General features: G+C 71.2%; 12 protein-coding genes. 4 read left to right on the forward strand and 8 right to left on the reverse strand.

Features of this window, described 5'->3' with window-relative positions:
* Window position 1 precedes the first annotated feature (1 nt).
* Window positions 2-907, forward strand: coding sequence for a carbohydrate kinase family protein (locus DRV96_RS10285; RefSeq protein ID WP_119290623.1), 906 nt, complete (start codon window positions 2-4; stop codon window positions 905-907).
* Window positions 904-1,311: a hypothetical protein gene (locus DRV96_RS10290; RefSeq protein ID WP_162911015.1), complete on the forward strand. Its 408-nt coding sequence runs from the start codon at window positions 904-906 to the stop codon at window positions 1,309-1,311. Before DRV96_RS10285 ends, DRV96_RS10290 begins: the two co-directional genes overlap by 4 nt.
* A gap of 101 nt (window positions 1,312-1,412) precedes the next feature.
* Here DRV96_RS10290 and DRV96_RS10295 read toward each other — a convergent pair whose 3' ends face one another.
* From DRV96_RS10295 to DRV96_RS10330, 8 genes are all read right to left on the reverse strand, one after another.
* Window positions 1,413-1,802: a histone H1-like repetitive region-containing protein gene (locus DRV96_RS10295; RefSeq protein WP_119290653.1), complete on the reverse strand. Its 390-nt coding sequence runs from the start codon at window positions 1,800-1,802 to the stop codon at window positions 1,413-1,415.
* A gap of 210 nt (window positions 1,803-2,012) precedes the next feature.
* A complete protein-coding gene (locus DRV96_RS10300; RefSeq protein ID WP_119290627.1) occupies window positions 2,013-3,251 on the reverse strand; it encodes a ribonucleotide-diphosphate reductase subunit beta in 1,239 nt (412 codons plus the stop codon).
* Between the two features lie 161 nt (window positions 3,252-3,412).
* Entirely contained in the window at window positions 3,413-6,283 is a 2,871-nt protein-coding gene (locus tag DRV96_RS10305) for a ribonucleoside-diphosphate reductase subunit alpha (RefSeq protein ID WP_119290629.1), read from the reverse strand.
* 250 nt (window positions 6,284-6,533) lie between these two features.
* Complete coding sequence (gene ampD, locus DRV96_RS10310) at window positions 6,534-7,127, reverse strand: 1,6-anhydro-N-acetylmuramyl-L-alanine amidase AmpD (protein ID WP_119290631.1); 594 nt, start codon at window positions 7,125-7,127, stop codon at window positions 6,534-6,536.
* Complete coding sequence (locus DRV96_RS10315; RefSeq protein ID WP_235823365.1) at window positions 7,114-8,592, reverse strand: sigma-54-dependent transcriptional regulator; 1,479 nt, start codon at window positions 8,590-8,592, stop codon at window positions 7,114-7,116. Before DRV96_RS10315 ends, ampD begins: the two co-directional genes overlap by 14 nt.
* 67 nt (window positions 8,593-8,659) lie before the next feature.
* Window positions 8,660-10,633: a sensor histidine kinase gene (locus DRV96_RS10320; RefSeq protein WP_119290634.1), complete on the reverse strand. Its 1,974-nt coding sequence runs from the start codon at window positions 10,631-10,633 to the stop codon at window positions 8,660-8,662.
* Window positions 10,626-10,859, reverse strand: a complete 234-nt coding sequence (locus DRV96_RS10325) for a PP0621 family protein (RefSeq protein ID WP_119290636.1) — start codon at window positions 10,857-10,859, stop codon at window positions 10,626-10,628. The genes DRV96_RS10320 and DRV96_RS10325 overlap by 8 nt, the downstream gene beginning before the upstream one ends.
* A 4-nt stretch (window positions 10,860-10,863) precedes the next feature.
* Complete coding sequence (locus tag DRV96_RS10330) at window positions 10,864-11,703, reverse strand: cytochrome C assembly family protein (protein WP_119290638.1); 840 nt, start codon at window positions 11,701-11,703, stop codon at window positions 10,864-10,866.
* A gap of 67 nt (window positions 11,704-11,770) precedes the next feature.
* Between DRV96_RS10330 and ffh the strand changes: the two genes are divergently transcribed.
* Window positions 11,771-13,150 carry a signal recognition particle protein gene (gene ffh, locus DRV96_RS10335; RefSeq protein ID WP_119290640.1) on the forward strand — a complete coding sequence of 460 codons (1,380 nt, stop codon included), beginning with the start codon at window positions 11,771-11,773 and terminating at the stop codon, window positions 13,148-13,150.
* A gap of 458 nt (window positions 13,151-13,608) precedes the next feature.
* Window positions 13,609-13,985: transposase (locus DRV96_RS10340; protein ID WP_473199544.1), on the forward strand; the 377-nt coding region annotated here is incomplete at its 3' end.

The following is a 13,985-nucleotide window of genomic DNA, read 5'->3' on the forward strand; positions in this document are numbered from 1 at the left end:
CATGCCCGCGCTGATCTGTGGCTCGCTCGCCTTCGACACCATCACGAACTTGCACGGCCGCTTCGCGCAGCAGATCCTGCCCGAGCAGGTGCACATCCTCAACGTCTCGTTCCTGGTGCCGACGCTGCGGCGCGAGTACGGCGGCTGCGCGGGCAACATCGCCTACACGCTGGCGCAGCTCGGCGGCGAGCCCGTCGTGATGGCTGCGCTCGGCAGCGACGGCAGCGACTACCTCGCCCGGCTGAAGGCACTCGGTATCGATACCTCGTGCGTGCGCGTCGAGCCCGACCACTACACGGCGCAGGCGATCATCATCACCGACGAGGACAACAACCAGATCACCGCCTTCCACCCCGGCGCGATGGCGCAGGCCCACCTGACGCCGGTGCCCGCGCGCGACGACCTGAAGATCGGCATCATCGCCCCCGACGGGCGCGACGCGATGCTGCAGCACGCCGAGCAGATGCACGCTGCGGGCATTCCGTTCGTGTTCGACCCCGGCCAGGGGCTGCCGATGTTCGACGGCGCCGAGCTGCGCCGCTTCGTCGAGCGCGCGACGTGGGTCGCCGTCAACGACTACGAGGCGCGCATGCTGTGCGAGCGCACCGGCGTCGACCTCGCCGGCCTGTCGCGTTCGCACCTGCAGGGCGTGATCGTCACGCTCGGTGCCGACGGCTGCGAGCTGTGGATCCAGGGCGAGCGCACACACGTCCCAGGCGTGCCGGCCCGCGAGGTCGTCGATCCGACGGGCTGCGGCGACGCGTTCCGCGGCGCGCTGCTGTACGGCCTCGAGCGCGGCTGGCCACTGGCGCGCTGCGTCGAGCTCGGCAACCGCATCGGCGCGCTGAAGATCGCGTGCCGCGGCGGCCAGAACCACCGCCTCGACCGTGCGATGTTGCCGCTGTGACGCGAGCGCAGCGCCTTCAGTCGCGATCCGCCCCGGCCGATAGCGCAGGCATGATGAGTGCTGAAACGCTGATATGGGCCACTGCGGCGGCGGTGGGATCGGGCCTGCTCGCAGGCGTGGGTGTCGGTGTCTGGGCGCGGCGCCAGATCACGGCACTGCGCACGCAGATCGAACACAGCGAAGCGGCCCGCACGGCAGCCGTCGAGCGCTCGCGCCAGGCGCGCCAGCAGATCGCACAGCTGCAGGAAGAGCTCGCTGCAGCCAAGGCGGAACTCGGCAAGCGCAAGAGCGAACCGTCGCGTCGCGACGAGGTCGCGCGCCGGCTCGACGAAGAGCCGACGATGGTGCTGCCGCGACGCGAACTGCCGTCCACCGGCTTTGCCGACACGATGCCGCTGGCCTGAGCGCGACAGACGCAGCGGGATCCCGAACACGCCGCGCGGCCAGACCGCGCCAACAAAAAGACCCGGCCAGAGGGCCGGGTCCGTCGCAGAGGCCTGACGGCTTACGGCTTGTTCCCGGTCGGGAACGGCCAGGCCGCCGCAGGGCTCAACGTCGTCTTTGCCGCAGGCGCCGGCGCAGGGGCAGGCTTGGCCGGGGCCTTCTTCGCGGCCGCCTTCTTGGCCGGGGCCTTCTTCGAGGCCGCCTTTTTCGCGGGGGCCTTCTTCGCCGCCGCCTTCTTCGCCGGGGCCTTCTTCGCGGCGACCTTCTTGGCCGGGGCCTTCTTCGCGGCCGCCTTCTTGGCCGGCGCGGCCTTCTTCATCGCCGGCTTCTTCGCCGGAGCCTTCTTGGCCGGGGCCTTCTTCGCGGCCACCTTCTTGGCCGGGGCCTTCTTCGCGGCCGCCTTCTTCGCGGGGGCCTTCTTGGCCGTGGCGGCCTTCTTCGCAGTTGCCATTTCGATCTCCTTGATCAAGTTGCGAAAGCTCCGCACCCACATGCGGCGCGGAATTCACCTACGGGCTTCATCGGCGCCGTCCTGCTCGCGCCGCCGACCCGTTGCGGTGAACGGGGTTGCGGGCCACGCCGGCCACTTCTTCGATGGCCGTGCGTCACCCGCAGGTCTTGATCTCTCACCGGCAGCGAAGCGCAGCCCCTGGGCCGCGCCTCACTCCCACGACAGCGCGCCGCCCGTCTGGTACTCGATGACGCGCGTCTCGAAAAAGTTGCGCTCCTTCTTCAGGTCGATCATCTCGCTCATCCACGGGAACGGGTTTTCCTCGTTCGGGAAGAGCTCCTCCAGGCCGATCTGCGTCGCGCGCCGGTTGGCGATGTAGCGCAGGTAGCCCTTGAACATCGATGCATTGAGACCGAGCACGCCGCGCGGCATCGTGTCCTCGGCGTAGCGGTACTCGAGGTCGACCGCCTTCAGGAACAGGGCCTTGATCTCGGCCTTGAACTGCGGCGTCCACAGGTGCGGGTTCTCGAGCTTGATCGCGTTGATCAGGTCGATGCCGAAGTTGCAGTGCATCGACTCGTCGCGCAGGATGTACTGGTACTGCTCGGCCGCGCCGGTCATCTTGTTCTGCCGCCCCAGCGCGAGGATCTGCGTGAAGCCGACGTAGAAGAACAGCCCCTCCATCAGGCACGCGAACACGATCAGGCTCTTGAGCAGCGTCTGGTCGGCCTCGGGGGTGCCGGTGCGGAAGTTCGGGTCCATGATCGCGTCGATGAACGGGATCAGGAACTCGTCCTTGTCGCGGATCGACGGGATCTCGTGGTAGGCGTTGAAGATCTCGCTCTCGTCGAGCCCCAGCGACTCGACGATGTACTGGTAGGCGTGCGTGTGGATCGCCTCCTCGAACGCCTGGCGCAGCAGGAACTGCCGGCATTCGGGCGCCGTGATGTGGCGGTACGTGCCCAGCACGATGTTGTTGGCCGCCAGCGAGTCGGCCGTGACGAAGAAGCCGAGGTTGCGCTTGACGATGCGGCGCTCGTCCTCGGTCAGGCCGTTCGGATCCTTCCACGTCGCGATGTCGCGCGACATGTTGATCTCCTGCGGCATCCAGTGGTTCGCGCAGGTGGCGAGGTACTTCTCCCACGCCCACTTGTACTTGAACGGCACCAGCTGGTTGACGTCGGTCTGGCCGTTGATGATGCGCTTGTCGGCGACGTTGACGCGGCGCTGGCTCGCGGCCTGCGCGCTCGGCGCCTTGGGCATCACCGGCATTGCCGCCGGCGCCGCGGCAGGCCGCGCCGCGACGGCCGAGGCCAGCGCGGGCATCGGCATCGACGAGGGAGACAGCAGGGGTGACGGGGTCACGGGCCGCGCGTCGCGAGGCAGGTTCGGCGCAGCGGGGTTCGCGGTTGTCGAGGTAGGGCGAACGTCGTCTTCCCAGACCAGCATGTTGTGTACGTCCTGTGGCGTTGAATTATCGGAGTGTTGCGTGCGAACACCAAGCACTTCTTGACATCGACGACCCGAAGTTGTTGCGGTCGCGCATCGACGCAGCGACGAGCGAAGCCAGCGCTCGATCGCTGCATCGTCGATGACTCATGCGCTCGACCTCACTGGCACGCCTCGCACGTCGGGTCGTCGATCGCGCAGAACTTGACGTCGCTCGCCGGCTCGGCCGCCGCCATCGCCGGATCGTGACCCGCCTGCGGCACCGCGTTGAGCTGGCGCGTGTTGACGGTGCTCATCTCGACGTGCGTCGCGCTCGTCGTGCGCAGGTAGTACGTCGTCTTCAGCCCGCGCAGCCATGCGAGCTTGTAGGTCTCGTCGAGCTTCTTGCCCGACGCGCCGGCCATGTAGATGTTCAGGCTCTGCGCCTGGTCGATCCACTTCTGCCGCCGCGCCGCGGCCTCGACGAGCCACGCGGGCTCGATCTCGAACGCCGTCGCGTAGAGCTGCTTGAGTTCGTTCGGCACGCGGTCGATCGCGCGCAGCGAACCCTTGTAGTGCTTCAGGTCCATCAGCATCACGTTGTCCCACAGCCCCAGGCGCTTGAGGTCGCGCACCAGGTACTCGTTGACGACCGTGAACTCGCCCGACAGGTTCGACTTGACCGCCAGGTTGCCGAAGCTCGGCTCGATCGACGCGTCGACGCCGATGATGTTGGAGATCGTCGCCGTCGGCGCGATCGCGACGCAGTTGGAGTTGCGCATGCCGTGCTGCGCGATGCGCGCGCGCAGCGCGTCCCAGTCCATCGTCGCCGACGTGTCGACCTCGACGTAGCCGCCGCGCTCCTGCGCCAGCAGCTTGAGCGTGTCCAGCGGCAGGATGCCGCGGTCCCACAGGCTGCCGCGGTAGCTCGAGTAGCGCCCACGCTCCTCGGCGAGCTCGGTCGACGCCCAGTACGCGTGGTAGCACACCGCCTCCATCGAGCGGTCGGCGAACTCGACCGCCTCGGCGCTGGCGTACGGGATGCGCAGCTGGTACAGGCAGTCCTGGAAACCCATGATGCCGAGACCCACCGGCCGGTGGCGCAGGTTGCTGTCGCGCGCCTTCTTGACGGCGTAATAGTTGATGTCGATGACGTTGTCGAGCATGCGCATCGCCGTGGCCACCGTCTTCTTCAGCTTGGCCTGGTCGATGACCTTGCGGCCGTCGGGACCGTCCGTCAGGTGCTGCGCCAGGTTGACGCTGCCGAGGTTGCACACCGCGATTTCGGTATCCGAGGTGTTCAGCGTGATCTCGGTGCACAGGTTCGAGCTGTGCACGACGCCCACGTGCTGCTGCGGGCTGCGGACGTTGCACGCGTCCTTGAACGTGACCCACGGATGCCCGGTCTCGAACAGCATCGTCAGCATCTTGCGCCACAGGTCCTTGGCCGGCATGCGCTTGTACAGCTTGATCTCGCCGCGGTCGACCTTGGCCTCGTAGTCGAGGTAGGCGCGCTCGAAGTCCTGCCCGAACTTGTCGTGCAGGTCGGGGCAAGTCGAGGGCGAGAACAGCGTCCAGTGGCCGCCTTCGATGACGCGCTTCATGAACAGGTCCGGGATCCAGTTGGCGGTGTTCATGTCGTGCGTGCGCCGGCGGTCGTCGCCGGTGTTCTTGCGCAGCTCGAGGAACTCCTCGATGTCGAGGTGCCAGGTCTCGAGGTACGCGCACACGGCGCCCTTGCGCTTGCCGCCCTGGTTGACCGCGACCGCGGTGTCGTTGACGACCTTCAGGAACGGCACCACGCCCTGGCTCTTGCCGTTGGTGCCCTTGATGTAGGAGCCCAGCGCGCGCACGCGCGTCCAGTCGTTGCCCAGGCCGCCGGCGAACTTGGACAGCAGCGCGTTCTCCTTCAGCGCCTCGTAGATGCCCTCGAGGTCGTCCGAGACGGTGGTCAGGTAGCAGCTCGACAGCTGGCTGCGCCGCGTGCCGCTGTTGAACAGCGTCGGCGTCGAGCTCATGAAGTCGAACGTCGACAGCACGTCGTAGAACTCGATCGCGCGCGCCTCGCGGTCGATCTCGTTGAGCGCCAGGCCCATCGCGACGCGCATGAAGAACGCCTGCGGCAGCTCGATGCGCCGCTCGTCGACGTGCAGGAAGTAGCGGTCGTACAGCGTCTGCAGGCCGAGGTAGTCGAACTGCAGGTCGCGCTCGGGCTTGAGCGCGGCACCCAGCCGCGCGAGGTCGAACTGCAGCAGCCGCTCGTCGAGCAGCTCGGCGGCCACGCCCTTCTTGATGAACTGCGGGAAGTACTCGGGGTAGCGCTCGCCCATCTGCGCCTGCGTCGTCTCCTCGCCGAGGATCTCCTGGCGGATCGTGTGCAGCAGCAGGCGCGCGGTCGCACGCGTGTAGGCGGGCTCGCGCTCGATCAGCGTGCGCGCGGCGAGGATCGCGGCCTTGTGCACCTCGGCCATCGGCACGCCGTCGTACAGGTTGCGCCGCGTCTCGGCGAGGATCGGCTCGGCCTTCACCTCATCACCGAGCCCCTCGCAGGCCGACGCGATCAGCGCCTGCAGCTTCGCCTCGTCGAGCGGCACGCGCTGGCCGCGCTCGTCGGTGACGTGCAGCGCCGGTGCCGCCGGCGCCGCGGCCTGCGCCTGCTTCGCGCGCTCCTGCGCACGGCGCTCGCGGTACAGCACGTAGGCGCGCGCGACCTCGTGGTGGCCGCCGCGCATCAGGCCGAGCTCGACCTGATCCTGCACGTCCTCGATGTGGAACGTGCCACCCCCCGGGCGCGAGCGCAGCAGCGCGCGCACCACCGTCTCGGTCAGCTCGTCGACCGTCTCGCGCACGCTCGCCGACGCGGCGCCCTGGGTGCCGTGCACCGCGAGGAAGGCCTTCATCAGCGCCACCGCGATCTTGTTCGGCTCGAACGCGACCACCGCACCGTTGCGGCGGATGATCTGGTAGCCCTGGTAGGCGCTCACCGGGGCAGCGGTGGCGGCGGCGGGGCGGGCGGGGTACGCGGCGGCAGGGCTGTGGGTGACGGTTTGCATGGGACTCCTCGGGTTGGGGCGCGCCCGTGACGGCACCGGCGTACCGCCACGGCGCACGGCCGGCGGCGCCCCTCCCAGGACATCCCGCAACGGCCGCAGGTGAACAAACTTGTGGACAACCCGTGCAGCAGCCTGGGACAGGACACACTACATCTGGGGTCGCGGGGCGTATTAGAACACTACCGGTAGCGTGTTGCGCGTGCGGGCTTGCCCCGATGGCGACACGCCCCCGGGCACCTCGCGGTCGGCGTCAGGCCGCCAGCGTCGGCGGCTCGCGGTGCGCGAAGGCACGGTGCCGTGCGAGTGCATCGCGCAGCGCCGCCCAGTCGAAGCCGGGGCCGGGATCGGCCTTGCGCCCCGGCGCGACGTGCTCGTGGCCGGCGACGTCGGCGATCGGATACCTGCGCGCGAGCGCGGCCAGCAGCGTCACGAGCGAGCGGTACTGTGCGCGTGTGAACGTGTCGCCCTCGAGCCCCTCGAGCTCGACGCCGATCGACCAGTCGTTGCACTGCTCGCGCCCGCGCCAGCACGACACGCCGGCGTGCCACGCGCGGTCGTCGCACGAGACGAACTGCAGGCGCCGGCCGTCGCGGCGGATCAGGAAGTGCGCCGACACCTGCAGCCCGCGGATGCGCTGGTAGTACGGGTGGGCGTCCCAGTCGAGCCGGTTCGTGAACAGGCGCTCGATCGCGTCGCCGCCGTAGTGTCCGGGCGGCAGGCTGATCGAGTGGACCACCACCAGCGTCACGGCCTCGCCGGGCGGGCGCGGACCGAAGTTCGGCGACGGCACGTGGCGCGCGCCGCCCCACCAGCCGCGCGACCAGCCAAGCTCAGCCGTCGCCACGCTCGCTGCCGGGCTCGGGCACGTCGACGCCGAGCCGCGCCATGCGGTAGCGCATCTGGCGCAGCGTGAGGCCGAGGCTCGCGCCGGCGGCCGTGCGGTTGTAGCGGTGGCGCGCCAGCGCACGCTCGAGGATGTCGCGCTCGACCGCGTCGAGGTGCGCGACGAGGTCGCGCGGCAGTGGCGCATCGGCCGCGCCGGGCGGCAGCGCGGCATCGGCTTCGGGCACGGCGGGCGGCTCGTCGGCTGCCTCGGCCAGCGCGATGTCGGGCAGCCCGAGGTCGGCGACGTCGATCACGTCGCCGCCGGCCAGCGCCACCGCGCGGTGCAGCAGGTTCTCGAGCTCGCGCACGTTGCCCGGGAACGGATAGCGCGCCAGCCGCTGCAGCGCCGCCGGCGACAGCACGAGCGGCGCACCGACGCCGGCGTCGGCGGCCAGCCGCGCGAGCACGGCCTCGCAGATCGCCGGCAGGTCGTCGAGGCGCTCGCGCAGCGGCGGCACGCGGATCTGGATCACGTTGAGGCGGTAGAACAGGTCCTGGCGGAAGCGCCCGGCCTGCACCTCGGCGGCGAGGTCCTTGTGCGTCGCGCTGACCAGGCGCACGTCGACCGGCGTCTCGGCGGTCGCGCCGACCGGCCGCACCGAGCGCTCCTGGATCGCGCGCAGCAGCTTGCTCTGCATCGCCAGCGGCAGGTCGCCGATCTCGTCGAGGAACAGCGTGCCACCCTGCGCGGCCTGGAAGAAGCCCTCGCGGTCCTCGGTCGCGCCGGTGAACGCGCCCTTGCGGTAGCCGAAGAACTCGGCCTCGAGCAGCGCCTCGGGGATCGCCCCGCAGTTGACGGCGATGAAGGGCCGCCCGGCGCGCGGGCTGACGTCGTGGATCGCGCGCGCGACGAGCTCCTTGCCGGTGCCCGACTCGCCCTGCACGAGCACCGGCGCCATGCTGCGCGCGACCTTCTCGATCAGCGAACGCACCTGCTGCATCGCCGTCGAGCGCCCGACCAGGCGCCGCAGCCCCGCGGCCGGCGCGCTCGGCGCCCCGCCGGCGGCACGCGCGGCCGGCGTCGCCACCGCCGCCGGCGGTGCGGCACCGAGCCCGAGCGCCGATGCGACGACGGTGCGGAACTGCCGCAAGTCCACCGGCTTCGTCAGGTAGTCGAACGCGCCGGCCTTCAGTGCCTCGACGGCGTTCTCGGCCGAGCCGTACGCGGTGATCACGACGGTCTTCTCGCCGCGCGCGTTCGACTCGAGCCAGTGCAGCACGTCGAGGCCACTGCCGTCGGGCAGCCGCATGTCGGTGATGACGGCGCTGTACGGGCCCGCGCGCAGGCGGCCGAGGGCCTCGTCGACGGTGTCGGCGGTGTCGACTTCGTAGCCCTCGCGCACGAGGGTCAGCTCGTAGAGCGTGCGCAGGTCGGGCTCGTCGTCGACGACGAGCAGGCGGTGGCTGGACGGCGTCGCGCTCACTGCGGCACTCCGGGGGCCGCCGGCGGTCGGCCGGCGCATCGCGGCGCAGCGGGGCGCATCGCGGGGCTCATGCGCGCTCGGGTGCCGCGGCGGCACGCATCGTGATCACGAACTCGTTGCGGTGGCGGTGGCCCGCGGGCCGTTGGCGGTAGTCGATCGCGGCGCCGTAGCGCTCGCACAGTTCGCGGCAAATATACAGGCCGAGACCGGTGCCGCGGCTGCGCGTCGAGAAGAACGGCTCGAACAGGTGGCGCTCGACGTCGGGCGCGATCGGCTCGCCGTCGCTGGCCACGACGAGCTCGACCTCGCCCGGCGACGCGCGCGCGAGCCGCAGCACGATCGCCCCGGCCTCGGCGCTCGCGTGGCGGCGTGCGTTGTCGAGCAGGTTGACGAGCACGCGGCGCAGGTGGTCGGGGTCGAACCACACGAGCAGCGGGCCCGCGTCGAGTTCGAGCGCCAGCCGTCCGCCCGCGCCAGGTGCGAGGCCGGCCGTCGTCGCCCAGTCGTGCGCGATCGCCGCGACCTCGGCAGCGGCGTCGACCTCGCGCGGCGTCGCCGCGGCGCCGGCGGCGACCTCGAGCACGTCGTCGACGATGCGCTTGAGCCGTTCGACGTTGTCGGCCACCATCGCCGCCAGCCGCTGCTGGCCCGGCGCCGTGAGGTCCTCGCGCAGCAGCGCGTTGGCCTGCGCGATGGCCGCCAGCGGGTTGCGGATCTCGTGCGCGATGCCGGCCGACATGCGCCCCATCGCCGCGAGTTTTTCCTGCCGCGTGCGCGCGACGACGGTGCGCACGTCCTCGAGGAACAGCACGCACAGCTCCTCGCTCGCCGGCGACTCGGCATCGCCCGCCTCGTCGGCCGCCCGGCGGCGCGTGAAGCGCACCCGCAGGCGCAGCATCCGGCTCGCGCCGGCGCCGAAGTCGAGCTGCACGTCGCGCCCGCCCTCGGGCCACGGCGCCTCGCGAAACGCCTGCTCGACGGCCTGCGTCAGCGCGCGCCACGCCGGCACGCTGCGCAGCGAGAACGGCGGCGTCGGCGCGAGCCCGTCGGCCACCAGCAGCCGGCGCGCGGCCGGGTTGGCCGTGCGCACGCGCGCACGGCGGTCGATCACGAGCACGCCCTCGCCCATCTCATCGATCACGAGGCGGTTCAGCTGCGCCTGCTGGCGCGCGATCTCGAGGCTGCCGCGCGCGGTCAGTTCCTCGCGCGCGAGGCGGCCCGCGAGTTCGCCGGCCAGCAGCGTGACGATGAACAGCCCGATGCCGGTCAGCCCGGCCGGCGTCATCGCCGCCGTCAGCTCGACGCCACCGAGCGTCAGGCGCCAGCCATTGGCCAGCAGCAGCAGCGTCACCGCGGCCGCGGTGCCCAGCGCCGACAGGCGCGGCGTCAGCACGCCGGCCATCAGCACCGGCAGCACGAGCAGCGCGACGTAGTTCAGGTTCGGCGACGGCTCGAGCAGGTACAGCGTGGAGAACGCGAGCAGGTCCACGCCGATCGTCGCCAGCCACTGTCCGCGGCCCAGGCGCGATGCGCTGCCCGCGTGCGCGTCGCCGCCGCGGCGCGGCCACAGCCACACGGCCAGCGCCTGCAGCGCGTAGGCGCTGCTGAGCACCAGCGGCAGCGCCGCAGTGCGCACGCCGAGCAGGTTGCCGACGACGATCGCCGCCAGCAGCGCGACGCCGAGCGCCGCGCGCGCCGCGAGGAAGGTGCGGTAGATGCGCTGGAACGCCGTCGGGCCGCTGCCGACGATGCGGCGCGCCTGGCGCGACAGGAAGCGGCTGTCGGTCGCGTCGGCGGCGCTCCAGCCGGGTGCGAAGCGCGACTCGGCGTCGTCTTGCGGGCGCGAGTCGGCGGCCATCCCGATGGCCGCGAACCACGACGCGTCGAAGTCGGCGCCGGTGCTCGCGCGGCGGTCGCTCTGCCGGCGGTCGCGCTGGCGCCGGTCGCCCTGCCGGCGGTCCGCCGTGCGGCGGTCGCCGCCGCGCCGCCGCTCGCCGCGGCGGCGTTCGGGCGTCTCGGCGTCGCGCCCGCCGTCAGCCATCGACGCGCGGCCCGGCGTCGCGGTGCGCCTCGCTGCAGTACGCGCGGCCGGCAGCGACCAAGGCTTCGCTGCGCGGCAGGTGCACGCCGCAGTGGGCGCAAGTGATCATGTCTTCGGGACCCCGGCGCCTAGGGGTGGGCGAAGGCGATCCGGCGCGCCCGCGGCGGCCGAACATCAGCCACAGCACGAGGCCGACGACGAGCGCGACGACGACGAACTTGGCCATCGCGTCAGCGCCCGCGCATCAGCAGCACTTCGAGCACGAAGCGCGAGCCGACGTAGGCCAGCACGAGCAGGCCGGCGCCCACGTACAGCCAGCGCGTCGCGCGGCGGCCGCGCCAGCCCTGCAGCCGGCGCCCGGCGATCAGTGCCGCGAACGTCGCCCAGCCGAGCAGCGAGAACACCGTCTTGTGATCCCAGCGCCACAGCCCCGGCGTGCCGAGCGAGGTCGCCACGCCGAGCAGCAGCGCGAGGCTGAGCACGACGAATCCGGCGTCGACGAAACGGAACGTCAGCCGCTCCAGCCGCAGCAGCGGCATCCCCAGCGGCCCGGTACCGCCGCCCAGCGGCGCCGCCTTCGCGCGCAGCCGGCGTTCGGCGGCGTCGAGCATCAGCGCATGCAGCACCGCGGCGCCGAACAGCCCGTACGAGACGATGCCCAGCAGCCAGTGCAGCGGCAGCCAGCCCGATCCGGCCTGCGGGCGCACCTCGCCCGGGAAGGCCGCGGCCAGCGGCACGACGAGCAGTGCGGCCACCGCGAGCAGGCGCCGCACGCCGGGCAGCGGCAGCAGGCGGCTCTCGACCTCGTGCACCCCGATGACGAGCCACACGGTGGCCGACATCGCCGGCGCGAAGCCGAAGCGCGCACCGGACCCCTCGGCGCCGACGCCGGCCACGTCGTAGACCAGCGCCAGCGCGTGGAACAGCCAGCCGACGACCAGGCCCACGTTGGGCACGCGCTGCGTCGCGCCACCGGGCGCGAGGGCGACGATGTACGCCAGCGTCGCGACGAAGGCCGGCCACCACGTCCAGACGTTGGCCGCCCCGTCGGAGCCGATCGGTAAAATCATCGACTCAGTTTACTTTCGCGGCATCGCGCGCCCTGCATGGCGCCGCGCGCCCGCCGCCCGCGCCCCGATGGCCTCCGCCCTCACCGACCGCCTGTCGCGCCTGGTCAAGACGATGCGCGGCCAGGCGCGCATCACCGAAAGCAACGTGCAGGACATGCTGCGCGAGGTGCGCATGGCGCTGCTCGAGGCCGACGTCGCGCTGCCGGTCGTGCGCGACTTCATCGCGCGCGTCAAGGACAAGGCGCTCGGGCAGGAAGTCGTCGGCTCGCTGAACCCGGGTCAGGCGCTGGTGGGCATCGTCCACAAGGAACTCGCCGCGACGATGGGCGACGGCGTCGCCGACCTCAACCTCGCGACGCAGCCGCCGGCCGTGATCCTGATGGCCGGCCTGCAGGGCGCCGGCAAGACGACGACGACCGCCAAGCTCGCCAAGCACCTGATCACCAAGCGCAAGAAGAAGGTGCTCACCGTCTCGGCCGACGTCTACCGCCCGGCGGCGATCGAGCAGCTCAAGACGGTCACGCAGCAAGCCGGCGCCGAGTGGTTCCCGAGCCGACCCGACCAGCAGCCGCGCGACATCGCGCTCGCCGCGCTCGACCATGCGCGCAAGCACCACTTCGACGTGCTGCTCGTCGACACGGCCGGGCGGCTGGCGATCGACGAGGCGCTGATGGCCGAGATCCGCGACCTGCACGCGGCGCTCAAGCCGGTCGAGACGCTGTTCGTCGTCGACGCGATGCAGGGCCAGGACGCGGTCAACACCGCCAAGGCGTTCAAGGAGGCGCTGCCGCTGACCGGCGTGATCCTGACCAAGCTCGACGGCGACGCCCGCGGCGGCGCGGCACTGAGCGTGCGGCAGGTCACCGGCGCACCGATCAAGTTCGCCGGCACGAGCGAGAAGCTCGACGGCCTCGAGGTGTTCGACGCCGAGCGCCACGCCGGGCGCGTGCTCGGCATGGGCGACATCGTCGCGCTCGTCGAGCAGGTCCAGGAAAGCGTCGACCTGAAGGCCGCCGAGAAGCTCGCCGCCAAGGTCAAGGCCGGCGACTCGTTCGACCTCGACGACTTCCTGATGCAGCTGCAGCAGATGAAGAAGATGGGCGGGCTCGGCGGCATGCTCGACAAGCTGCCGACCCAGCTCACCGCGAAGGCCGGCGCCGTCGACATGGACCGCGCCGAGCGCGAGGTGCGGCGCATGGAGGGCATCATCCACTCGATGACGCCGCTCGAGCGGCGCAAGCCCGAGCTGATCAAGGCCAGCCGCAAGCGCCGCATCGCCGCCGGCGCGGGCGTTCACGTGCAGGAAGTCAACCGCCTGCTCAACCAGTTCGAGCAGATGCAGGCGATGATGAAGAAGATGAAGGGCGGCGGCTTCATGAAGATGCTCAAGCGCATGGGCGGCATGAAGGGACCGGGTGGGTTCATGCCGCCGGGATTCGGGCGCTGACACCGTCGCGACGCTCGCTTCGCCATTGCGTCGCGTTCCATCGGCCGCCGCTGGGATCGTCTTCTCGGCCCGTTGCGGCTTTCTTGCGACCGTCCGCGTGCGAAGGGTTGCGCGTGGCGCGCAGCCCGGGCGTGCGTTCTCCGGCCCCGGCTCGCGCGTCACCGTCTGCAGACTGCCTCCGTCGTGCCGTCGTCGCCGTGTTCTCGTGCCAAGGTTGGGGCGAGCGCGAATCGGGCCTGCGCCCGCACGCCCGGGCCACGCGCCATGCCGACGAGCGAGGACTGCCTCCGCGAGGCCTGCCGACGACGGTGAACTGCAGGGCGATGGCGATGCCTGCGAGCGCAGGCCCGATTCGCGCTCGCCCCAACCTCATCAGGCTGCAAGGGTAGTGTCCTGAGAGCGTGAGAGTTTTTCGTCCGCTGCCCTCGTGCTGGCATGTCTCTGGCTTGCTGTTGGGCATGAGCGATCCGAAGCACCAAGACAGCGTGGCCGGGGTTTTGTTCGAGGACTTGGCGCCCGTCGATGAGCAAGCAGCGCAGGCCGCCGCGCAAGCGCGAGCCTTTGCGCTGCGCGCGCAGCCGCCGCGGCTGCTGCAGCCCAACCGCAAGCAGATCGAACTGCGGGCATCGGACCTGGAGTCGCTGCTGGGCGAGGACCACCGAGCGCGGCTGGTATGGGGCTACGTCGAGCGGCAGGACCTGAGCCGGCTGACCGATGCGATCAAGGCGCGCGGCAGCAACGCCGGACGCGCGGCGATCGACCCGCGCATCCTGTTTGCGCTGTGGCTGTACGCCACGCTCGAAGGCGTGGGCAGTGGACGCGAGCTGGCGCGGCT

This window comes from Azohydromonas sediminis (assembly GCF_003574675.1).
Lineage (GTDB): Bacteria > Pseudomonadota > Gammaproteobacteria > Burkholderiales > Burkholderiaceae_C > Calidifontimicrobium > Calidifontimicrobium sediminis.

Bases quoted from the DNA above. Each gene is read 5' to 3' on its own strand.
- DRV96_RS10285 (WP_119290623.1), top strand. From the start codon at position 2: ATGCCCGCGCTGATCTGTGGCTCGCTCGCCTTCGACACCATCACGAAC.
- DRV96_RS10295 (WP_119290653.1), bottom strand. From the start codon at position 1,802: ATGGCAACTGCGAAGAAGGCCGCCACGGCCAAGAAGGCCCCCGCGAAG.
- DRV96_RS10300 (WP_119290627.1), bottom strand. From the start codon at position 3,251: ATGCTGGTCTGGGAAGACGACGTTCGCCCTACCTCGACAACCGCGAAC.
- DRV96_RS10305 (WP_119290629.1), bottom strand. From the start codon at position 6,283: ATGCAAACCGTCACCCACAGCCCTGCCGCCGCGTACCCCGCCCGCCCC.
- DRV96_RS10320 (WP_119290634.1), bottom strand. From the start codon at position 10,633: ATGGCTGACGGCGGGCGCGACGCCGAGACGCCCGAACGCCGCCGCGGC.
- DRV96_RS10325 (WP_119290636.1), bottom strand. From the start codon at position 10,859: ATGGCCAAGTTCGTCGTCGTCGCGCTCGTCGTCGGCCTCGTGCTGTGG.
- DRV96_RS10330 (WP_119290638.1), bottom strand. From the start codon at position 11,703: ATGATTTTACCGATCGGCTCCGACGGGGCGGCCAACGTCTGGACGTGG.
- ffh (WP_119290640.1), top strand. From the start codon at position 11,771: ATGGCCTCCGCCCTCACCGACCGCCTGTCGCGCCTGGTCAAGACGATG.